This window comes from Rothia sp. HMSC076D04 (assembly GCF_001814645.1).
GTDB lineage: Bacteria > Actinomycetota > Actinomycetes > Actinomycetales > Micrococcaceae > Rothia > Rothia mucilaginosa.
This window is the reverse complement of record NZ_KV817365.1, coordinates 17,659-38,323: the sequence shown is the minus strand read 5'-3', so window position 1 is coordinate 38,323 and position 20,665 is coordinate 17,659. Positions and strand designations below refer to the sequence as shown.

At 58.6% G+C, this 20,665-nt stretch carries 16 protein-coding genes and 1 tRNA gene; 6 read left to right on the top strand and 11 right to left on the bottom strand.

Going from position 1 to position 20,665, the window contains the following annotated elements; all coding sequences use genetic code 11:
- Window positions 1–34: 34 nt before the first annotated feature.
- From HMPREF2980_RS02630 to HMPREF2980_RS02620, 3 genes are all read right to left on the bottom strand, one after another.
- Window positions 35–817 (bottom strand): transcriptional initiation protein Tat, encoded by a 783-nt coding sequence (locus HMPREF2980_RS02630; protein ID WP_070690029.1) that lies wholly within the window; start codon window positions 815–817, stop codon window positions 35–37.
- Window positions 818–828: 11 nt separating this feature from the next.
- A complete protein-coding gene (locus HMPREF2980_RS02625) occupies window positions 829–2,205 on the bottom strand; it encodes a 6-pyruvoyl tetrahydrobiopterin synthase (protein ID WP_070690026.1) in 1,377 nt (458 codons plus the stop codon).
- Between the two features lie 235 nt (window positions 2,206–2,440).
- Window positions 2,441–3,388 (bottom strand): sugar-binding transcriptional regulator, encoded by a 948-nt coding sequence (locus HMPREF2980_RS02620; RefSeq protein ID WP_049350373.1) that lies wholly within the window; start codon window positions 3,386–3,388, stop codon window positions 2,441–2,443.
- A 123-nt stretch (window positions 3,389–3,511) separates the two neighbouring features.
- Between HMPREF2980_RS02620 and HMPREF2980_RS02615 the strand changes: the two genes are divergently transcribed.
- The 4 genes from HMPREF2980_RS02615 to HMPREF2980_RS02600 all read left to right on the top strand — a co-directional run bounded on the left by HMPREF2980_RS02615 (window position 3,512) and on the right by HMPREF2980_RS02600 (window position 8,982).
- Window positions 3,512–5,257 (top strand): glycerol-3-phosphate dehydrogenase/oxidase, encoded by a 1,746-nt coding sequence (locus HMPREF2980_RS02615; protein WP_070690025.1) that lies wholly within the window; start codon window positions 3,512–3,514, stop codon window positions 5,255–5,257.
- Between the two features lie 345 nt (window positions 5,258–5,602).
- The gene (locus tag HMPREF2980_RS02610) at window positions 5,603–6,400 is read left to right on the top strand and encodes an MIP/aquaporin family protein (RefSeq protein WP_049332597.1); all 798 of its coding nucleotides are present in this window, start codon (window positions 5,603–5,605) and stop codon (window positions 6,398–6,400) included.
- 44 nt (window positions 6,401–6,444) lie between these two features.
- Window positions 6,445–8,001 carry a glycerol kinase GlpK gene (gene glpK, locus HMPREF2980_RS02605; RefSeq protein ID WP_049340778.1) on the top strand — a complete coding sequence of 519 codons (1,557 nt, stop codon included), beginning with the start codon at window positions 6,445–6,447 and terminating at the stop codon, window positions 7,999–8,001.
- A 666-nt stretch (window positions 8,002–8,667) separates the two neighbouring features.
- Window positions 8,668–8,982 carry an N-acyl-D-glutamate deacylase gene (locus HMPREF2980_RS02600; RefSeq protein WP_246823643.1) on the top strand — a complete coding sequence of 105 codons (315 nt, stop codon included), beginning with the start codon at window positions 8,668–8,670 and terminating at the stop codon, window positions 8,980–8,982.
- Between the two features lie 107 nt (window positions 8,983–9,089).
- Here HMPREF2980_RS02600 and HMPREF2980_RS02595 read toward each other — a convergent pair whose 3' ends face one another.
- Window positions 9,090–9,668 (bottom strand): hypothetical protein, encoded by a 579-nt coding sequence (locus tag HMPREF2980_RS02595; RefSeq protein ID WP_044150609.1) that lies wholly within the window; start codon window positions 9,666–9,668, stop codon window positions 9,090–9,092.
- A gap of 337 nt (window positions 9,669–10,005) precedes the next feature.
- On the opposite strand from HMPREF2980_RS02595, the gene HMPREF2980_RS02590 reads away from it, so the two are divergent.
- A complete protein-coding gene (locus tag HMPREF2980_RS02590) occupies window positions 10,006–10,617 on the top strand; it encodes a methylated-DNA--[protein]-cysteine S-methyltransferase (protein WP_070690022.1) in 612 nt (203 codons plus the stop codon).
- Between the two features lie 215 nt (window positions 10,618–10,832).
- The gene (locus tag HMPREF2980_RS02585; protein ID WP_070690019.1) at window positions 10,833–11,621 is read left to right on the top strand and encodes a DNA-3-methyladenine glycosylase I; all 789 of its coding nucleotides are present in this window, start codon (window positions 10,833–10,835) and stop codon (window positions 11,619–11,621) included.
- A 136-nt stretch (window positions 11,622–11,757) separates the two neighbouring features.
- On the opposite strand, the gene HMPREF2980_RS02580 is transcribed toward HMPREF2980_RS02585, so the two are convergent.
- From HMPREF2980_RS02580 to HMPREF2980_RS02550, 7 genes are all read right to left on the bottom strand, one after another.
- On the bottom strand, window positions 11,758–12,147 hold the full coding sequence (locus tag HMPREF2980_RS02580) for a DUF1304 domain-containing protein (RefSeq protein ID WP_049340790.1): 390 nt from the start codon (window positions 12,145–12,147) through the stop codon (window positions 11,758–11,760).
- Between the two features lie 245 nt (window positions 12,148–12,392).
- Complete coding sequence (locus tag HMPREF2980_RS02575) at window positions 12,393–14,015, bottom strand: L-lactate permease (protein WP_070688924.1); 1,623 nt, start codon at window positions 14,013–14,015, stop codon at window positions 12,393–12,395.
- A 494-nt stretch (window positions 14,016–14,509) separates the two neighbouring features.
- The gene (locus HMPREF2980_RS02570; protein ID WP_070688925.1) at window positions 14,510–16,147 is read right to left on the bottom strand and encodes an L-lactate permease; all 1,638 of its coding nucleotides are present in this window, start codon (window positions 16,145–16,147) and stop codon (window positions 14,510–14,512) included.
- 595 nt (window positions 16,148–16,742) lie between these two features.
- Window positions 16,743–16,816 (bottom strand) — tRNA-Pro (locus HMPREF2980_RS02565).
- A gap of 240 nt (window positions 16,817–17,056) precedes the next feature.
- The gene (gene der / locus HMPREF2980_RS02560; RefSeq protein WP_049361980.1) at window positions 17,057–18,637 is read right to left on the bottom strand and encodes a ribosome biogenesis GTPase Der; all 1,581 of its coding nucleotides are present in this window, start codon (window positions 18,635–18,637) and stop codon (window positions 17,057–17,059) included.
- A gap of 111 nt (window positions 18,638–18,748) precedes the next feature.
- Window positions 18,749–19,441, bottom strand: coding sequence for a (d)CMP kinase (cmk, locus tag HMPREF2980_RS02555; protein WP_070690017.1), 693 nt, complete (start codon window positions 19,439–19,441; stop codon window positions 18,749–18,751).
- A 54-nt stretch (window positions 19,442–19,495) separates the two neighbouring features.
- Complete coding sequence (locus tag HMPREF2980_RS02550; RefSeq protein WP_049356222.1) at window positions 19,496–20,665, bottom strand: prephenate dehydrogenase; 1,170 nt, start codon at window positions 20,663–20,665, stop codon at window positions 19,496–19,498.

Sequence of the window (20,665 nt, the reverse complement as noted above, 5' to 3'; positions counted from 1 at the left end):
ACTAGGCCATTTTTCACAAGGGCCAGCTCAACTGCTAGTTCAGCGAAGCAACCACAGCCGGGCTCTGCACTTCGTAGAACGAAGAGGACAAACCAGCCGCCGCCATATCCAGCACAGCGCTCACATGAACCTGCTTCAATGCAGAACCGGCAACACCCGAAGCCACCTGATAATTCAGCTGAACATCCAAGCGGTGACCGCGAGGAATAGCAGTGCGCAACTCCAGAACATTCTCGCTACCGGCACCAGCTTGACCGGTCTGCTCGCTACGGCGCACCGCATCAAGATTCAGAGCATCCACAGGAGCCACCAAAGCCGAAGCACCCAGGCTACCCGAAGGCAGCACCGCCTGCCCCGAGGTGACACGAAGAGTCACCGCGGGATTCAACAACAAACCAGTCTTCGGATCCTGCGCGCGAGCACGCACCATCAGGCGAGTACCCACCGGCAGCGTCGAATTACCTTCATTAATAATGCTCAGGCGAGTCGGCAGATTCCGGAAAGCAACAGTACGCGCAGGCTGGCTCTGCATAGACACAGCCTGCACACCGTTAGCAACCTTCAACTCCAGGCGGATGCATGACTCGTTATAGCGCATCGGAACCTGCACCAGCGCAGAACTCGCCGCGCCGCCGTTCTGTCCACCACTGTGCTGTCCACCAGGACGCTGGGTCACCGGGCTCACGCGAGCGCGCTTACCGCCCGAACGAGTTGCCGCCTCCGCAGCGCTCACGCCGCCAGCTACCAGGGCAGCCGAAGCGCCCGCAACCTTCAACGCGGTACGGCGAGAAGCATTCATCAGATTATTCTTAGTCATTTTCTACTCCCCTAGGCCTTCGCGATACGGTACACGCCGCTAATCGTGCCCTGCCACCAGGTGCCGTAACGGTCAATCGTGCCCACCATCTGCAGGGTGTCACCACCGCCAAGCAGCAGGCTCACATGCTGAGGCAGGCGCTGCTCGTGCATCGTCTTACCGGTTTCCATGTCCAGCGCGACAGCCCACGCGTAAGCACCATTCGCCAAACCAGCCGGACCGCGGCGACGCTCACAGGTATAAATCAGGCCGTCAGCGGTGGAATAGCGAGGAACAGCCGAAGAGTACACGTCCTTACGGTCCCAGATCTTACGCAGACCGCGGTCGGTAATATCCCAACGCTCCATACCGGGAGCAAAAAGCGCATTCGCAGGAACCGACGGGCCGGCACCCTCCGGGTACTTCGGGTAGGGGTAGCCGTAGGTGCTTGCACCGACCATCGTGTTACCCACACCGATCATGGAGTTCTCAGTGCCAGAGGTACCGGCAGTAAACAGGCCGGCGCTACCGACCTTCGCACCGTTATCGGTGCGGTACACAATGACCGATTCCTGAATATCAGAGTTATCGGTCAGCATCACGTAATCCGAACCGTGCGGACCGAAGAACGTCGGGGAGGCACCCGAACCCCACGCGAGCTTACCCGGCTTGCGGGCGCTACCGCGGTCGTAGGCATGCCACCACTTGAGGGTGGGCGCACCGGTTGCGGTAGCGTTCAGCATATAAATAGCATGAGAAGTCACCACGCTCACGCCCTGCGGGCACGCCGAAATCGAGTTATCGATACGCTCACCCGCAATCGACGCCTTATTCAGGCGCATCGAGCGAATCGTGCCGCGGGCAGAATCAATCACCGCAATGTAGCCGTTCTTCGTCGCAACCCAAATGCGGCCGGACCAGTCGGGTACCAGACCAACCACAGCGTCATTGGCACTCTGCGCGAGCATACGGCTCAGGTCAATACGCTCATCAACTCGGATGCTGCGTCCGTCAGCAGAGTGGGAGAGGCGCAGCAGACACTGAGAGCCATCCACCAGAACCATTCGGTCCTGCGCGTCGAGGTAGGCGTACACGCCGCCCAGCAGTGCGCCCTTCGGGATGTCCAGGTGGGAGAGCTCGCGGCCGGTATGCGGGTCAAGGATAGAGAGCTTCGGGGTGATGAACTCGCCGTGGGCGAAGACCTGAGTGCAGAGCACCTGAATGAAGCCGTCGCGTCCGGCAAGGATCGTCGGGCAGGCGCCGCCGAGCTTCGTACCGGTAATCTTCCAGTCGCCAGCGCCGGGGCCGGCAAGAGGAGTAGCGTCGGAAGACTGGGCATCACCGTGCATGGTGGTAATGCCGAGTGCGCCCAGGTGCGGATTCGCCTGGGCGTTATAGGTGGGGGTCATGGTTGGTTCTTTCTAACGGTGAGTGGCGCACACCTTCATTGGATTCAATGGAGTGCACTAATATGCACTTTCACATGCGCAAACGTTTCACATTGTAGGGTCAGAAAGCAGTTTTTGACGACACTAAAGGGCACCTTGAAACATTGTTCAGGCGGCGCTTGAGAGCTTCACCAAGAAAACTCTCACGCACCACCCTTAGCTTCAAGGTGCCCCTCCACCCGGCGATTATTTTTAGCTATTTCTCCATGAGCGCCTTTGCCAGGGCATCATCAAGAACCAAGTCAGTAATTGCGCCCGTACGCAACGCACCACGCAAAGCACGCACACGGTGAGTACCGGACGCGACGCAAATACGACGCGGAATACGAGCCAGCTCCTTCGGAGTCGGACCGGATGCACGCTTATTCAGCTCCAAATCAGCCCAGGAGCCGTCCTCACGCAGAAGAATCGTACACATATCCCCCACAACGCCCAGCTCACGCAGCTGACGCTGCTCCTGCGCCTCAAAATAGCCACCCGAATACACGTGAGAAGGAATAGGTCCACCAAAAGCACCCACGCCAAAAATAGCGAGGTCAACATTCTGCTGGGCATGCAGATTCTTCTGCACGCTACGCTCACGCCACATGGCGGTCTTGGTGTCCGCATAGTCAAAGAACGCGGGAACCGGAAAATGGATAGTCTGCGCATCATAGGCATTCACCAACTGCCCCAGCAAGGAACCCAAGTACGGAATACCCGAATGGTGCGCATTACCGGCGCCGTTCATCTGCACGACAGTCACGCCTTTCAGAGGACGACGCGGCAGATGACGAGAAATCTCAGTCATCGTTGAACCCCACGCCACACCCAGGCTCGTTCCATTATCAATCAGGGAATCAAGGAGAGCCGCCGCGGTACGGGATACCTGACTCATACGGGCAATGGGGGTAGCATCCGAACGGACATTCACGAGAGTAACGCGCACCTTATAGCGCTCACCGATGCGGCGCTCAAGCTCGCTGCGGGCACGGAAGGAATCATCTAGACGGATCTGCACCATGCCGCTTTCACGAGCACTTTTAAGCAGACGTGACACAGTGGCTCGAGAGACCCCCAGACGGGCCGCGATAGCGTCCATCGTCATGTTGTGAATGTAGTAAAGCTGCGCTGCCTCGTAGGTATGGTTAGCGCGTTCGTTCATCTGCCACAGACCCCCAGTGAAAATCCGTTCATACTGCTTGGTTATTATTTCACCATTGGGTTTTACTAAATGCAAGATGAAACCCCCACGCCGCACAAGCGGCAATACAGGAAAGAGCAGTACATGAGCTCCCAGCACATTGCACAGCAGTCTCAGCTGACCGCCGAGTCCCGCGCCAAGGCGCTCAAGAGCATGGTCAACGAAGAACTCGACATCTTGGTCGTCGGCGGCGGCATCACCGGTGCAGGCATTGCCCTCGACGCAGCAACCCGCGGTCTGCGCACCGGTATCGTCGAAGCAGGCGACTGGGCTGCAGGCACCAGCGCATGGTCCTCCAAGCTCGTTCACGGCGGCCTGCGCTACCTCTACAACCTCGACTTCAAGCTCGTGACCGAAGCACTGACCGAGCGCGGCCTGCTGCTGAACAAGATCGCACCCCACCTGGTGCACGCACAGCCCTTCCTGTGGCCCCTGAAGATGCCCGTCATCGAGCGCGCATACTCCGCAATCGGCATCGGCATGTACGACACCCTCGCATTCCTCGGTTCCCGCGGCAACAAGGGCGTCCCCTCCCAGCGTCACTTCACCAAGACCGGCACCAAGACCGTCTTCCCCGACATCAAGGACTCCGCATTCAGCGGCGCAATCCAGTTCTACGACGCACGCGTTGACGACGCACGCCTCGTCATCGACGTCGTCCGCACCGCTGCAGGCTACGGCGCACTGGCTGCATCCCGCACCCAGGTTGTCGGCTTCACCAAGGACGCATCCGGCCGCGTCATCGGCGCAGAGCTGGCAGACCTGGAGACCGGTGAGCGCCTGAACGTACGCGCAAAGCACGTCATCAACGCAACCGGTGTGTGGACCGAAGAGTCCGAGTCCCTGGCTAACCCCGATGCAGGCCTGGAGGTTCTCGCATCCAAGGGTATCCACATCGTGGTTCCCCGCGACCGTATCAACGCAACCAGCGGTATCTTCACCAAGACCGAGAAGTCCGTTCTCTTCATCATCCCCTGGCAGCGTTACTGGATCATCGGCACCACCGACACCCCCTACGCCGAGGACCGCGAGCGCCCCGTCGCAACCAGCAAGGACATCGACTACGTCCTGATGCAGGCCAACAAGCTGATCGCTAACCCGCTGACCCGCGAGGACATCATCGGCACCTACACCGGTCTGCGCCCGCTGCTGCAGCCCAAGGTCAAGGACGGCGCAGCATCCACCAAGGTTTCCCGCGAGCACACCGTGACCGAGGTTGCACCCGGCATGAGCGCCATCGCAGGCGGCAAGCTCACCACCTACCGTGTCATGGCTGCCGACGCTGTCGACTTCGCACTGGGCGAGCAGGCTAAGCAGAACCCCTCCGTGACCGCAACCATCGGCCTGGTCGGTGCAGACGGCTACCACGCAATCGCTGCTAACCGTGCACGCTACGCAGAGCGTTACGGCTGGGATGAGGACCGTATCACCCACTTGCTCGAGCGTTACGGCGCGCAGATTGAGGACCTCGGCGCTCTCATCGACGCTGACCCCTCCCTCGGTGCTCCCCTGGCTAAGGCACCCCAGTTCCTGCGTGCAGACGTCGTCTTCGCTGTCCGCTACGAAGGCGCCCTGCACCTGGAGGACGTGCTGGTCCGCCGCGTACGCCTCGACCTCGAGCAGCGCGACCGCGGCCTGGCAGCAGCAGACGAAATCCTCGACATCATGCGTGCCGAGCTCGGCTGGGACGACAAGAAGGTCAAGGAAGAGCGCGACCTCTACGCCGCACGCGTGCAGGCTATCCGCGAGGCGGAGTCCACCTCCACCGACGCTGAGGCATCGGCAAAGATTGAGGCTGTCACCCCCGTGGCACCTCGTGTGAAGCTCTAATCCTTAAAGATTCCACACATACCTTTCGTAACCGATTATTTGGTACGAACCGACCGTTCACCCCTCACCGAGCATGGGTTATCTCATATTTTCGGTGAGGGGTGGACGAGAGGTTAAATAACCGTTTACGATAATCCCCTGCATAAGAAGCAGCGAGCTAAATACAGGGTTAACCCACTGGTACGATCTGCTTCTCATCCAGAAACATCTATCAATTTTTCGTAGCAACCGCTACACATTTCAGCACAGCGTTGTGCCCCGATCCGCCCGTGCGGTGAGGACGCACGGGAATGCGCAAGCAAAGGTTCGCTTGCCTTCCAGACGCTTCGTCTTCAAGGAGCAACAATGTCTCTTCTTGCTTCCGCAGGAACTGTACTTGCAGCCGGCTCTTCCGCTCTCGTGGATGCATCCGGCGCCCCCACCACCCTCGGAATCTTCGCTTCCGAGTTCTTCGGCACCTTCATCCTGATTCTGCTCGGTGCCGGCGTATGCGCCGCAGTGACCCTCAAGAAGTCCTACGCTAAGGACGCAGGCTGGGGTGTTATCACCTTCGGATGGGGTCTGGCAGTGTTCACCGCCGTGTACCTCTCCTTCCATTCCGGTGCACACCTGAACCCCGCAGTGACCGTCGGCCTGGCAACCGCAGGCCGCGACCTGGCAACCGGTGTTCCCGCAACCGCAGGCAACATCGCCCTGTACATCATCGCTCAGATGCTCGGCGCAATGGCCGGCGCAACCGGAGCGTACCTCACCTACAAGAAGCACTTCGATGAGGACCCGGGCGACCGCCTCGGCATCTTCGCAACCGGCCCCGCCATCAAGTCCTACGGCTGGAACTTGCTCACCGAGATTATCGGCACCTTCGTCCTGATTGGCTGGATCATCGCATCCGGTAAGACCCCCGCCCAGACTGGCCCCTTGGCTGTTGCCCTGGTCGTTGTATCCATCAGTATGAGCCTCGGTGGCGCAACCGGTTCCGCTATCAACCCCGCACGTGACCTCGGCCCCCGTATCGCCTACACCTTCCTGCCCATCCCCGGTAAGACCGGTTCCAACTGGTCTTACGCATGGGTTCCGGTTGTTGGCCCAATCATCGGCGCTATCCTCGCAGGCCTGATCGTTCCGGCAGTTCTGCCCCTCTAAACCTCTCTAATACCCCCCCGTTCTTTTGTTCTAAGGAAAAATCAATGACGACTTCTCTGCACTCCGCAACCCTCAACACCGAGCGCAAGTACATCCTCTCCATCGACCAGGGCACCACCAGCTCCCGCGCAATCCTGTTCAACAAGGCAGGCGAGAACGTAGCGCACGGTCAGCTCGAACACGAGCAGATCTTCCCCAAGGCCGGCTGGGTCGAGCACAACGCAACCGAGATTTGGCAGAACGTCCGCAAGGTCGTAGCAACCGCAATGGCAAACGGCGACGTCAACCACCACGAAATCGCTGCAGTCGGCATCACCAACCAGCGTGAAACCACCGTCGTGTGGGACAAGAACACCGGCGAGCCCGTCTACAACGCAATCGTCTGGCAGGACACCCGCACCCAGGAAATCGTTGAAGAACTCGCAGGCGAAGAGGGCGTTGGTAAGTACCACGACATCGTTGGTCTGAACCTCTCCACCTACTTCTCCGGTCCCAAGATCAAGTGGATCCTGGACAACGTTGAAGGCGCACGCGAGCGCGCAGAGCGCGGCGACCTGCTCTTCGGCAACACCGACACCTGGCTGGTCTGGAACCTGACCGGTGGTGTTGACGGCGGCGTTCACGTCACCGACGTAACAAACGCATCCCGTACCCTGCTGATGAACATCCGCACCCTCGAATGGGATCCGCAGATCGCTGCAGACATGGGCATCCCCATGAGCATGCTGCCCGAAATCAAGTCCTCCTCCGAGGTGTACGGCTTCGGCCGCGCAACCGGTCTGCTTAACGGCACCCCGATTGCCGGTATCCTGGGCGATCAGCAGGCTGCCACCTTTGGCCAGGCCTGCTTCGAGAAGGGTATGGCGAAGAATACCTACGGTACCGGTAACTTCATGCTCATGAACACCGGCAACGAGCCCGTCTTCTCCAACAACGGTCTGCTGACCACCGTCGCATACAAGATTGGCGACGCAGCACCCGTCTACGCTCTGGAAGGCTCGGTCGCAATGAGCGGCTCCCTGATCCAGTGGCTGCGCGACAACCTGCGCATGATTGAGCACGCTGCAGAGTCTGAGGAACTGGCTACCTCCGTCAAGGACTCCGGTGGCTGCTACGTTGTTCCCGCGTTCTCCGGCCTGTTCGCACCTCACTGGCGTTCCGACGCTCGCGGCGTGATCGTTGGTCTGACCCGCTACGTGAACCGTGCACACATCGTGCGTGCGGCATTGGAAGCAACCGCATTCCAGACCCGCGAGGTTCTCGACGCAATGAACGCTGACTCCGGTGTTGAGCTCTCCGAGCTGCGCGTGGACGGCGGCATGACCGCTAACGAGTTCCTCATGCAGTTCCAGGCTGACATCCTCGGCGTTCCCGTGATCCGCCCGAAGGTTGTTGAGACCACCGCTCTGGGCGCAGCATACGCTGCAGGTATCGCTGTTGGTTTCTGGACCGGCGAGCAGGACGTTGTGGACAACTGGGCTGAGGACAAGCGCTGGCTGCCCTCCATGGAGCCCGCAGAGGTTGACCGCCAGTACCGCCTGTGGAAGAAGGCTGTCTCCCGCACCCTCGAGTGGGTTGACGAGGACGTTCCGACCGCCTAATCGCAGCACCCGTTGCCTAACGACACAGCCCGCGTACTAACGAAGCTCCGGCTACTTCTCCCCCGCTATGGGGTTGAAGCAGCCGGGGCTTTTCGCTGTTTTATGACGCTCAATTCAACGTTTATTGCGGCATAATTTCTACAAAAATTAGCGCTGGGGTACCGTTGGTTTTTGTAAATTCGGTATCTTCCGCCGATCACCTGGCGCGGTGTTGTTCGTGAGGTGTCAATACCGCACAGGACGCGTACGCGACATATTCATGCGCTGTCCTGACAGGAGCCGACGGTTCGCGCTGATACTTTATTTACGCTCCCGTCCGCCGTGGTGCTTCACGTACTGCGGCGGACGGACTTTTATCTCTTGTTACTAGGTTCTCTGCATTAACGATGAGTGGGGTTCGCTTTTCGTGTTGCAGTTCTCGCTGTAAAAATCACTGGTTTTATGCCCCTTGTTGAGATACCCGTTTACATGTTGTGTGGGGTTGATCTAACAGCGTTTGTTTGCCTTTGATGTCCACTTCAAGCGCCGTATCATAGATATATAGGCTTATTGATTCTATTCTGGTCGCCGAAGATGGCGGTTGGTTATGCATCTGGCACCTTCCGGTGGTCGTGAGAACGGAGAGAGGCTCCGTTGGAAGGAGGGAGCGGGTTTCCCGCACCGATTATGGTTGATGTCCGTCGCCGCAAGCTTGCAATTATTGCTATGAACATTTCGGTTCTTGCAGCTGCTCTCTCCTGGCTGTTGGTGCTCTTCTCTGTCATGTATTCTCCCGCAGCTGTACCGTGGGCTCTGGGCGTTGCTATCGTACTGACTGTGATTGGCGCCTACGCGCTGTACCGCTACTACTCCAAGTACTCGCACGTGCTCCCGAACGAGGACCCGGACGCACACGATGTGCTCGGTCACGACCTGCACTCGACCCACCTGCCGCACCTTCACCACACGGAGGGCAATCCCAACGGAGCAGCTGCTAAGTAGCGTGCCTGCCATCCCCTAGACAGCATAAATGTGCCGCCTCACCGGTACCGGTGAGGCGGCACGTTTGCATTAAAATCGCGGTTCAGAGTCCGACCCTACACTCAAGATTATTTCTGGTTTGAGTCAGTGCTCCGCTGCGCTTCAGCTTCGGCTCTGGCTAGTTCTAGTCTTTTGTTCTCTTCGACGATCAGAGCGTTATATTTCCAGCCGGGGATTCGCTCAACAAGCCACCCAACCCAGAGGAGCGCAGCGGTAATGAGAGCGACAGGAATCAGGTAAATGAGGGCTCTCGGGTCCCGGGTGTGGTCTGAGCCAAGCACGGTGAGTTCCCATAGCAGAAGGACTGGTGCCGCCATGGAAGGCATCACTATAAAAAGGATGAGGGCATAGTAAATGCCCATCTTGCTACCGGGTTTACCTCTATTTATACGAGCCTGGGTAACGGCTCTCTCCAGGCGTTTGTATTCCTCTAAGGTTTCGCCGTCTAGAAGCGAATCGTTAGGGATCTTGGCCATGACGTACCGTACGGCTTCTAAATCTGAGGGCGAGCAAATAAAGATATGTCCCTGGGACGTAACGGTATATTCTTTCGCGATGTCGAGGCACGCCTGCGCGTAACGGTTATTGAGCTCTCGGCTCTCCGGGTTTTCTTTGAGTTGCCGGCGGATGTCTTTCAGATCTTCCATGTTTCTCCTTGCAATTTCAGTCGTCGTTGAACCCAACGTTGGGGCACGAGAAACACAGGTCATCCCCCACCCGGTGCGGGGTGGAGAAGCCGGAGTATTGAATTGCGGTGTATCGGTGTGTACTTCACAGAATGCCAGCTCTTCAGGTTCAGGCAAAATTGACGGGGCATCCTGAGATGTTTCAACGGCGGTGCATACATCTCATATATAGCGGTTAGTTATAGACAAAACCCGCTACGGGTACGGTACGGAGGCGCCCCTCCCCTATGATGGTTGAAAGGGATATTTACCTCTAATACCATCTGCAATACACGCCCACGAACCAACGAGGAAGAGCATGACCAAAGCGACCGATTCGCCGCAGCCGCCGGAAGCGCTCGCGCGCTGGTACACTCGCTATTCGAGCCCCGTCGGCGTGCTCTATATCGCCGCCCGCGCGAACGCGATTGTTGGCATCTGGTACGAGGATCAGGCACATTTTCCGCTCCCCCATGAGCTCGGTGGACTCATCGAGAATCCCGGAGCCTACCTGCGGGAGCACAACACGGCGGAAGAGGAAGAGCCTACCGAAGAGTATGCTGCGGCGCAGCTGCTGTCGCGTGCTGAGGTAGAGCTCTCTGAGTACTTTGAGCGCAAGCGCACTTCTTTTACATTGCCGTTAGACCCTGAAGGCACCGATTTTCAACTGATTGTGTGGGAGCATCTGAAGACTGTTCCTGCTGGGTACACCACCACTTACGGCGAGATTTCGCGTGCGGTTGGCCCGGGTGCTCCGGCGCAGGCTGTGGGTCAGGCGGTCGGCCGCAATAAGGTTTCTATTATGATTCCGTGTCACCGCGTTATTGGTGCTGATGGTAGTTTGACTGGCTACGCTGGCGGTGTTGAACGTAAGCAGTTCCTCCTCGATCTGGAGGAGCCGGAAGAGGTGCGGGAGGCGCGGCTCTTCTAGCGATGTCACCCGGCGGTGATTGAGACTTATCAGAGGGCGGAGCGTGCATCGGATGCGGGCTCCGCCCTCTGTCGTACCTGTTTTCGGTTTCGTTGCTCTGCACCACGACACATAATCGAATATACTTGCGATTTACTCACGCTAGGGCTAGTGTTTAAGTAGAACATGCTTCCGAAATACTCGGATGAGCACAGCAATCTCAGAGAAGAGAAACCGTGACCTCGCAACCTACTATTCCCGCCAACCCCCTCGAAAACACCCCGAACTACCCCACGTGGGTGACCGATGAGCTTCTGCGCGACTACTACGACACCGAATGGGGCATGCCCGTCACCGATGAGCGGGGACTCTTCGAAGCCCTGAGCCTCGAGGCTTTTCAGGTGGGACTCTCTTGGCGAACGATTCTTGCCCGCCGCGAGGCATTTCGTCACGCTTTTGAAGGCTTCGATCCCGAACGCGTGGCTGCGTTCACCGACCAGGATGTTGCGAGACTCCTCCAGAACGAAGACATTATCCGTAACGAGCGGAAGATTCGCGCGGTCATCTCCAACGCACGGCTGACCCTTCGGATGCGTGAGCTTGCCGCCACGCCGCGTGACGCCTCCGCGGAGGATATTCATCTTCCCCTTATCGCGCCCTCTTCTACCCCGGCCAAAGAGGATAGCAGCGAGGCGGCAGACACTCGCCGCCGTCGGGTTCGCACCCTGAGCTTCGAGGATCTGGAACGGATGCGCGAGCGCACCCTATCCGACGGCACGCGTGTACCGGGCGGGCTACCGGCGTGGCTGTGGTCCTTCGCGCCGCACGAGACTATCGCGCCGCATACCCTGGAGGATATTCCTACCGATACACCCGAGTCCGCGCTTCTTGCCAAATCTTTTAAAGCTCTAGGAGGTGTGTTCTTGGGTCCGGTGACCGCCTATGCGCTTATGTGCGCGGTCGGTATGGTCAACGCGCACCTGGTGGACTCGCATCGGCGAGGCTGTTCGGGGCTCTTTACCTAAGCCCCCTCGCCCTAAGCTCCCCACGCTTGGCGTGCTTGCGTGCAAGGGCGCAGAAAAGCCGCGCGCCACTTCGTAGAAGTAAGCACGCGGCTTCTATACGTTGAGAGGTTCCGCCCTGAATTAGATCGCCACAGGGTTAGATCATCACGAAGAGGAAAATCAGCGCCAGCAGCGGCGGGGTCAGCTGAATCAGTGCCGGCTTGCGCTTATCCGGGGAGGTGAGGAACAGGTAGACACCGGCAATCGCCATGGAGCCCAGGCCTGCGAACATGAGCGCCACGCCCACCTGCGGGGAGCCGAACCAGAAAGCCAGCAGACCGGTTGCGGCGATCCAGGCGAGCATCAGGTTGTACAGGCCCTGGTTTGCCGCCATCTCTTTGGTAGACTCGGCGAATTCTTCGGTCATTCCGAAGGTTTCGCGGCCCTTGGGCTTAGTCCAGAGGAAGGATTCAATAATCCAGATGTAGACATGAATAGCAATTGCTACGAAGGCAAAGACAGTAGTAATCGTTGCGAGCGCCTGCATTGTTTCTCCTTGAGTAGTAGGTGTTCTATGAGGCACCTGCCCGGTCTTTCTTCTGGAGCACAATCTGTGGTGATGTGCAGAATCATGCGGGAGCAAGCACAAGAAGTAATTCTACGCCTCTTCCCGGTCTGTTGAAACTTCCCTGAATATGCGTGAAACCCCTCGATTCGTCTTCTGCAGAGAAAGTGCAGGGTTCTCCTCGAGGGGTTTCTTATGCGGGGTGACGCCGAATCCGGTATCGGCCTTTAGCCCATCATGAGCGACAGAGCGAAGGACCAGACGCAGACCAGGCCCAGCAGAATAGCGCTGTACTTGATGGACATGGAGGTAATCTTCGATTCCTCACCGGCGCTGTTTACTGCCGCCGCCGCGATTGCGATGGACTGCGGGGAGACGATCTTACCCATCACGCCACCGGCGGTGTTTGCGGCCACGAGCAGGGTCGGGTCAACAGCAATCTGGGCTGCGGTGGTGGACTGCAGACCCGCGAAGAGCACGTTAGCGTTCGTCACGGAGCCGGTCACGAACACACCAATCCAACCGATGATCGGGGACAGTAGCGGGAAGACCGGGCCGGCTGCTGCGAGCGCCAGAGCGATGGAGGTGGTCATACCGGCGTGGTTCATCACGTTTGCGACAGACATGACCAGGCAGATCATGAGGATCGGCATCTTCAGCTGGTTCCAGGTGCCGCCGAGTTCTTCGAAGGCTTCACCCCAGCTGATCTTCGATGTCAGGATGGTGATGAGTGCCGCCACCAGAATTGCAGTGCCGGATGCACCCAGGGTGTTCCAGGAGAAGATGGCGGTCACGGTCTTACCGGCACCGGTGGTGATGGCTTCGTGAATGCCGGGGATGGGGAATGCCAGGGTTGCAGCCCCCAGCGGACCGGTGGTTGCGAACACGGGCTTGAGCGCGGTGGACCAGAGCAGGATGGTTGCAGAGAGGAAGATGAAGGGGCTCCACGCCTTAACAATCTCAGCGCCGGTGTGCTTGACGCTCTGCTGAGCCTGAACTTCTTCGAGGGTCGGAGCGGTGGGTTCGCGGTAAATGTGCTTGGGCTGCCACTTCTGCATCACGAGTGCCAGTGCTACCAGGGACAGCAGCGGCGGGATGATGTCGACCAGTTCGGGAGAGCCGAGCAGCATCAGGATAGCTGCCTGACCGCCGGAGAAGATGACGCCGGTCATGAGCGCAACCAGGCCGACTTCGCGGATGCCACGCATACCGTCCTGGATCGCGACCATCAGCAGCGGCACGAAGGCGACGAAGATCTGCAGTACCGGAACCATGCCTGCGGACAGGTGTGCGGTGTCCAGGCCGCCGACCTTAGCTGCGGTGGTCACGGGGATACCGATAGCACCGTATGCGCCGGACGCGGCGTTAGCTACCAACGCCAGCATGGATGCCTTGAGGGGGTTGAAGCCCAGGGATACCAGCAGTGCCGCAGAGATAGCGATCGGGATGCCGAAGCCTGCTGCGCCTTCGATGAAGCCGCCGAAGCAGAATGCGATCAGCAGCACCTGGATGCGCTGGTCATTCGAGATGGAGGAGACGGAGGAACGCACGATGTCGAAGTTACCGGCGCGTACGGCGATGCGGTAGAGCCACACCGCCATGAGCACGATCCAGCCGATGGGCCATGCGCCCGAGAGGAAGCCGGAGAGGATGGAACCGGCACCTGCGGTGATGGGCAGGCCGAAGATGGCACAACCGATGATGAGGGTGGTGACGAGGGTCAGCAGTGCTGATTTGAGGCCGCTGAGTTTCAGGACGGTCAGGCCCAGCAGGAAGAGGATGATGGGTACTGCTGCGACCAGTGCGGAGAGCACCGGTGAGTTCAGCGGGTCGTAGGTTTGCTGCCACATTGGGGCGGGTGTTCCTTTCGGTCTGTGTGTATTAGCGGTCGCTTCTTCCGATACGGCTCCCGTGCTGTATGGAAGCGCTAGGCCGCATAAAACCGATGGGTTCCTCCGCTATGTGGCGGAGTGGCCCATCGGTGAAGCGTTATGGTCATCAGTTCTCAGGGGCTGAAGTTGTTCCCTGGTTTTAACTGAAAGAAAGCGGGATTATTCCCGCTAACTAGGTGCTCATGACTTTATCTGTCTAAGCTAGCAGGTCTCCTAGTGGAGTTCAGGATAGGATAACCTTAAGTGTGCACAAACGATATTTATGTGCATATTTACACTCCTTGGTATTCGCTCCTCACCGCTCCCCTTCGAACCACCAACTGCGCCTCCCTAGCAATCCTAGATAACGCAAAAGCCCCTCCTACCGAAGTAGAAGGGGCTTTCGCTCAACCGTGTCGCGGGCACCTTACCTTCAGAGAAGGTAGGTTACACGCATCGGGTTCTCACGCTGTTTAGAGGCCGACCAGAGACAGGACATAAACCCAAACACAGGTGACAGCCAGCAGAGCTGCACTGTACTTGATCGCCATGGAGGTAATCTTGGATTCCTCGCCTGCGCTGTTCACAGCAGCAGCTGCAATTGCGATGGACTGCGGGGAAACGATCTTCGCCATCACACCACCGGCGGTGTTAGATGCAACCAGCAGGGTCTGGCTGACGCCAATCTGCTGTGCGGTGGTAGCCTGCAGGCCAGCGAAGAGGATGTTGTTGTTCACCACAGAGCCGGTCACGAACACGCCAATCCAACCGATGATCGGGGACAGCAGCGGGAAGATAGCACCCACAGCGGCAACAGCCAGTGCGATGGAGGTAATCATACCCGCGTAGTTCATGACGTTAGCAACGGACATGACCAGGCAGATCATGAGGATCGGGGTCTGCAGCTGCTTCCAGGTGCCGCCGAGCTCCTCGATAGCCTCACCCCAGCTGATGGAGGAGGTCAGGATGGTAATGATGGTAGCCACCAGAATTGCGGTACCGGATGCGCCCACAATGTTCCAGGTGTAGGTCACGTCGATAGGCTTGGGGGTTGCAACAATCGGTGCCGCCTGCGAGATGCTCTGGTGCAGCCAGGGCAGGGGGAAGGAGATGTTGGTGAAGCCGAGCGCGCCCTTAGCAGCGAAGAGGGGCTTCAGAGCGGTGGACCAGAGCAGAATCACGACGGACAGGTAGACGAAGGGGCTCCAAGCCTTGAGGATTTCGCCGCTGGTGTGCTTGACGCTCTGCTGCGCCTGAACTTCTTCCAGGGAGGGAGCGGTGGGCTCGCGGAAGATGTGCTTGGGCTGCCACTTCTGCATGACCAGTGCCAGAGCGACCAGTGCCAGCAGCGGCGGGATGATGTCAACGAGCTCGGGGTTACCCAGGGTTGCGAGCAGAACGGACTGGCCACCGGAGTAGATAACGCCGACCATGAGAGCTACCAGACCGACTTCGCGGATACCGCGCAGACCGTCCTGAATAGCGACGAGCACCAGGGGGATCAGGCCTGCCATGATCTGGATAACCAGGACCATTTCGATGGACAGACCGTGCAGGTCCACGCCGCCGCGGGTTGCTGCGGTGGTCACGGGGATACCGATAGCGCCATATGCGCCGGAGCTCACGTTAGCAATCAGAGCGAACATTGCAGCCTTGAGCGGGTTGAAGCCCAGGGACACGAGCAGTGCAGCACAGATAGCAATCGGGATACCGAAGCCTGCAGCACCTTCAAGGAAGCCGCCGAAGCAGAATGCAATCAGCAGCATCTGGATGCGCTGGTCGGTAGAGATGGAGGAGATGGAGGAACGAACGATTTCGAAGCCGCCGGAACGCACGGAAATGCGGTAGAGCCACACTGCCATGAGAACGATCCAGCCGATGGGCCACATGCCCGAGAGGAAACCGTAGAGGATGGAGCCGGCACCTGCAGTGACGGGCATACCGAAGATAGCGCAACCGATGAGGAGAGCTAGAACGAGGGAGATAACGGCAGATTTAATACCGCTGAGCTTCAGGACGGTGAGGCCCAGAAGGAAGAAAATAATCGGGACTGCTGCTACGAGTGCGGAGAGTGCGCTCGAGTTCAGCGGGTCGTAGACTTGCTGCCACATGGTTTATTGTGTTCCTTTCCACGCCCACGGGGGCGGGATCGAGTTGTGCCGTAAAACCTTCCCAGCGACGCTTGTGGCGGCGTGTGTGCCGTGTGTTGCAGGTGCGTGCACCTAGCTGTTTTATGCGTTATGGGCGCTATCCTCTGGGGATATATGCCTTCACTTGGGTTCATGTTGGTTTTGCGGCTATGAAATTCAGTGTGTATGAAGTCGTGTTTTAGTCACAGAAACCTAAATATTCCTTGATTTGTCAAGGGAAATTCAGTGCCAAAGCTAAAATTTCTGACCGCTAAAACGTGATTCCTTGTGTACCCAATGTACCACTGAACACCCACAAAATCGGGCATATTCCAACATTTAGATCGAAGCTCATAATTGCACACTAACCTAAAGCCCACCCCGGTTTGAGGGCTTACCCAGCCTCCCTCCCCCGCTATTACAAGGGAACAAGGGCCCGCCAAAGCCCTGCCAGAGCATGCAGTGCCTCGGGAACATTCAAACCGACACAACCCAGCCCCGCACCATCAATCCCCGCAAACCCCTAAACGGCATACAAAAAAGCTCCGGAAGGAAAAACCTTCCGGAGCTTTATCTGTCGGGTTGACAGGATTTGAACCTGCGACCCCTTGACCCCCAGTCAAGTGCGCTACCAAGCTGCGCCACAACCCGATTCGTTATTCACGATATTGTTTTCAAGGTTTCCCCTGAACACTCGAATAACTATACCGGGCTTTTAACCCCCGCGCAAGCCAGATTCACCATTTTTAGAAAAAATCTTAAAAATCTTTTCCTCACGGATTTCCTTGCAGATTTTCCGTACAGAATCCAGCGCGCGGGGGCCAAACCTAACAAGAGCCAGCCTAGCAAGGGGCCAGCCCAGCAACACGGCATCAAGCAGACACCCCGCTACTAGCGGCGGCCGCCCTTACCCTTCTTAGCCTTCGCGCTCTGACGCTCACCCAGGGAGCGGCGCTCACGCACACGCATCGAAATCTCAATCGGAGTACCCGTGAAATCAAAAGTCTCACGCAGACGACGCATAATGAAGCGACGGTAACCCGGATCCAAGAAACCGGTAGTAAACAGCACGAACTTCGGCGGACGCGAAGACACCTGAGTACCGAAGAGAATACGCGGCTGCTTACCACCACGCAGCGGGTGCGGATGCGCGGCAACAATCTCGCCCAGGAACGCGTTCAGGCGACCGGTCGGAATACGCGAATCCCACGACTCCAGCGAGTGCTCCAGGGCGGGCACCAGCTTGTCCTTGTGCCAGCCGGTCTTCGCCGAAATGTTCACGCGAGGAGCCCACTGCACGTGCGCCAGGTCGCGCTCAATCTCGCGCTCAAGCATGTAGCGGCGGTCCTCATCGAGGGTATCCCACTTATTGAATGCCAGGACCATCGCACGACCCGAATCAATCACGGTCTGCACGATACGCACATCCTGCTCAGAGATCGGCTCGGAAACATCCAACAGCACCACGGCAACCTCAGAGCGCTCCAGAGCAGTCTGAGTACGCAGCGAAGAGTAGAACTCCGCACCCTTAGCCATGTGCTGGCGACGGCGAATACCCGCGGTATCCACAAAACGCCAAGGGTAGCCGCCCAGCTCAATAATCTCGTCAATCGGGTCACGAGTCGTACCAGCCAGGTCATTCACCACGGCACGCTCAGAACCAGCCAGCTTATTCAGCAGCGACGACTTACCCACGTTCGGGCGACCCACCAGAGCCACACGACGCGGGCCACCCAGCGCCTCCGGCTGAGCAAACTGCGAGTGCTCCGGCATGACCTCAAGGATCTCGTCCAGAGCATCCGCCAGGCCACGACCGTGCAGACCCGACACCGGGAACGGCTGACCCATACCCAGCGACCAGAGGTTATAAATCTCCGGCTCCAGGTGAGCGTCGTCAATCTTGTTAGCAATCAGAATGATCGGCTTCTTCACGCGGCGTAGCATACGCACGATCTGCTCGTCCGAAGCGGTCACACCCACGCGGGCATCCACCACCAGGACCACAACATCGGCCTGCTCCACAGCAATCTCAGCCTGCTCAGCAACCTGAGCATCAATACCGCGAGCGTCAGACTCCCAACCACCGGTATCAACCAGGGTGAAGCTCTTACCCAGCCACTCAGCCTTATAGGACACGCGGTCACGAGTCACACCCGGCTTATCCTCAACCACCGCTTCACGGCGGCCCAGAATACGGTTAATGATGGTCGACTTACCCACGTTCGGGCGGCCAACAATCGCCACTACCGGATCAGCGAGCTGCTCTTCCTCTTCCTCAATGTCAAAGCCCCAAGCACCCAGCAGGGCGCGGTCCTCTTCATCCAGGTCGTAGTCCTCAAGGCCCTCAAGCAGAGCCTGAGCACGCTGGTCAGCGGTCTCATCATCAATCTCAGCGAGGCGCTCGGTAACGTCGTCCTCGCCACCGCCCAGGTACTTCTCTTCGTAATCGTCGCGGATAGCGTCCTCAGCCATGCGCATTCCTTTCTCTACCCGCCCCCGCGCCCAACCAAATAGTCGGCACGCGAGCGCGGCTCAACGTCTTATCGGGAGCGGATGCACCACTCCCCCAGCGTTCGGCGGGGCCTAGCCCGCGCGCTTCGCCTTCAACTGGTCATTCACAGCGTTAATCACTGCAGAGACCGTCGCATTAAAATCAAGATCCGAGCTGTCCACCAGGGTCACGCCCTCGGCAGCTTCCATAAAGTTATTGACCTTCGAGTCCTTTGCATCACGCTCAGCGATCTGCTTGCTCAAATCACCCGAAGCGCCCGACTTCTCGGAGTTCTCCAGGCCGCGGCGCGCCATGCGCACCTCTTCAGAAGCAGTCAGCAGGATGCGCGCGTCAGCATCGGGGGCGACCACGGTGGTGATGTCGCGGCCCTCAGCGACCATGCCGTTAATAGCGTGGTCAATCATCCAACGCTGCAGGCCAATCAGGTGCTCACGAACCGCCGGAACCGAAGCCACAGCAGACACAGCCGAAGAAATGCGCTCGCTACGAATCTCCTCACGGATATCGGCCGAGCCCATCAGAATCTCTTCTTCCTTAATGTTCGTACCGAACACCAGGGGCATCTCCTCGACAGCCTTCGCAATCGCCTCAGCGTCGTTCAGGTCAATGCCAAGTTCCAGCACACGGTAGGTTGCGGCACGGTACATTGCACCGGTGTCCAGGTACGCCAGACCAAAGTGGCGCGCAACTTCCTTAGACACAGACGACTTACCGGAGCCGGAGGGACCGTCAATAGCAATCGTCAGTTTAGGGTTCTCGTGCATCAGCACTCCTTAAAATTCGTCTCAAACTTTATGCCGGAAAATACAGCTTTAACTCTACTTCACAACACGCCAACCGCGAGCCGACAAATCGCGGACCAGCGCCTCATGAATAGACGGATTGACCGAGATTTCAGCCATACCCACCGGGGCGCCCGTCGAGTGCTCCAGACGCAAATCCTCAAGGTTCGCGCCCAGCTCACCAATTTCGGCAAGCAAACGAGCCAGCGTGCCGGGGGTATCGTCCACCAGCACCGTCATCTTCGCGAACGCGGCGGGCGCCGTACCGTGCTTACCCGGAATACGGCTCACACCCGCGTTACCTTCGCTCATCAGCTGCGCCAAATCCAGGCGAGCGCCGGATGCCGTCGGGTTCTCCAGCGTCGCGATGAGGCGGTTCAGGTCATCACGCACCCCGTAGAGGGTCTTCACAATCGGGTCAGCGTTCGCCGCAAAAATCTGTACCCACAGCGTCGGGTCCGAAGCCGCAATACGCACCGTATCGCGCAGGCCCTGACCCGCCAGGGACAGCGCGTACAGCGGAGTGTCCTGCAGACGCGAAGCCAACAGCGAGCTCATCGCCTGCGGCACATGCGAAATCAGAGCAACCGTCTGATCATGCTCCTCAACGCTCAGAGACGTCACAATCGCACCCAGCTCAACCGCCACAGAACGCACCAGACGCACGCACTCCGGGCGAACCGAATCGTGCTCGCAGATAATCCACGGACGCGCCTGAAACAACTCACCGCGAGCAGCCACCGGGCCCGACTTCTCACGCCCAGCCATCGGATGCGAACCCACGTAACGGGACGCATCCGCACCCGAGGCAAGCACATCAGCCAGCGGCTGCACCTTCACCGAGGCAACATCCGTCACCACGGCGCCGGGGTAGCCCGCCTCCGGTCGAGGCGCATAGGTGTTCAACGCGCGAGCGCACACGGCACCGGCACTATCCGGAGGCGCAGCCACCACCACCAGCTGCGGGGCGAGGGCGGCGCGCTCCTCCTCCGACAGTGTGGAGATGCTTGTACCGGCACCGATATCCTGCGCCACAGCCTCGGCGGTGGGTGAAATATCTTGGACGTACACGTCCTCGCATCCTGCCGCACGCAACCCCAAACCAATGGAGGCACCCAGCAGACCCGAGCCGATAATGAGCACCGGCCCGGTCAGTGTTGAGTCCATGGGCAGCTCAGATGCGGAAAGCTCAGCGGGCGAGCTCAT

Bases quoted from the DNA above. Each gene is read 5' to 3' on its own strand.
- HMPREF2980_RS02630 (WP_070690029.1), bottom strand. From the start codon at position 817: ATGACTAAGAATAATCTGATGAATGCTTCTCGCCGTACCGCGTTGAAG.
- HMPREF2980_RS02625 (WP_070690026.1), bottom strand. From the start codon at position 2,205: ATGACCCCCACCTATAACGCCCAGGCGAATCCGCACCTGGGCGCACTC.
- HMPREF2980_RS02620 (WP_049350373.1), bottom strand. From the start codon at position 3,388: ATGAACGAACGCGCTAACCATACCTACGAGGCAGCGCAGCTTTACTAC.
- HMPREF2980_RS02615 (WP_070690025.1), top strand. From the start codon at position 3,512: ATGAGCTCCCAGCACATTGCACAGCAGTCTCAGCTGACCGCCGAGTCC.
- HMPREF2980_RS02610 (WP_049332597.1), top strand. From the start codon at position 5,603: ATGTCTCTTCTTGCTTCCGCAGGAACTGTACTTGCAGCCGGCTCTTCC.
- glpK (WP_049340778.1), top strand. From the start codon at position 6,445: ATGACGACTTCTCTGCACTCCGCAACCCTCAACACCGAGCGCAAGTAC.
- HMPREF2980_RS02600 (WP_246823643.1), top strand. From the start codon at position 8,668: ATGGTTGATGTCCGTCGCCGCAAGCTTGCAATTATTGCTATGAACATT.
- HMPREF2980_RS02595 (WP_044150609.1), bottom strand. From the start codon at position 9,668: ATGGAAGATCTGAAAGACATCCGCCGGCAACTCAAAGAAAACCCGGAG.
- HMPREF2980_RS02590 (WP_070690022.1), top strand. From the start codon at position 10,006: ATGACCAAAGCGACCGATTCGCCGCAGCCGCCGGAAGCGCTCGCGCGC.
- HMPREF2980_RS02580 (WP_049340790.1), bottom strand. From the start codon at position 12,147: ATGCAGGCGCTCGCAACGATTACTACTGTCTTTGCCTTCGTAGCAATT.
- HMPREF2980_RS02575 (WP_070688924.1), bottom strand. From the start codon at position 14,015: ATGTGGCAGCAAACCTACGACCCGCTGAACTCACCGGTGCTCTCCGCA.
- HMPREF2980_RS02570 (WP_070688925.1), bottom strand. From the start codon at position 16,147: ATGTGGCAGCAAGTCTACGACCCGCTGAACTCGAGCGCACTCTCCGCA.
- der (WP_049361980.1), bottom strand. From the start codon at position 18,637: ATGGCTGAGGACGCTATCCGCGACGATTACGAAGAGAAGTACCTGGGC.
- cmk (WP_070690017.1), bottom strand. From the start codon at position 19,441: ATGCACGAGAACCCTAAACTGACGATTGCTATTGACGGTCCCTCCGGC.
- HMPREF2980_RS02550 (WP_049356222.1), bottom strand. From the start codon at position 20,665: ATGAGCTCGCCCGCTGAGCTTTCCGCATCTGAGCTGCCCATGGACTCA.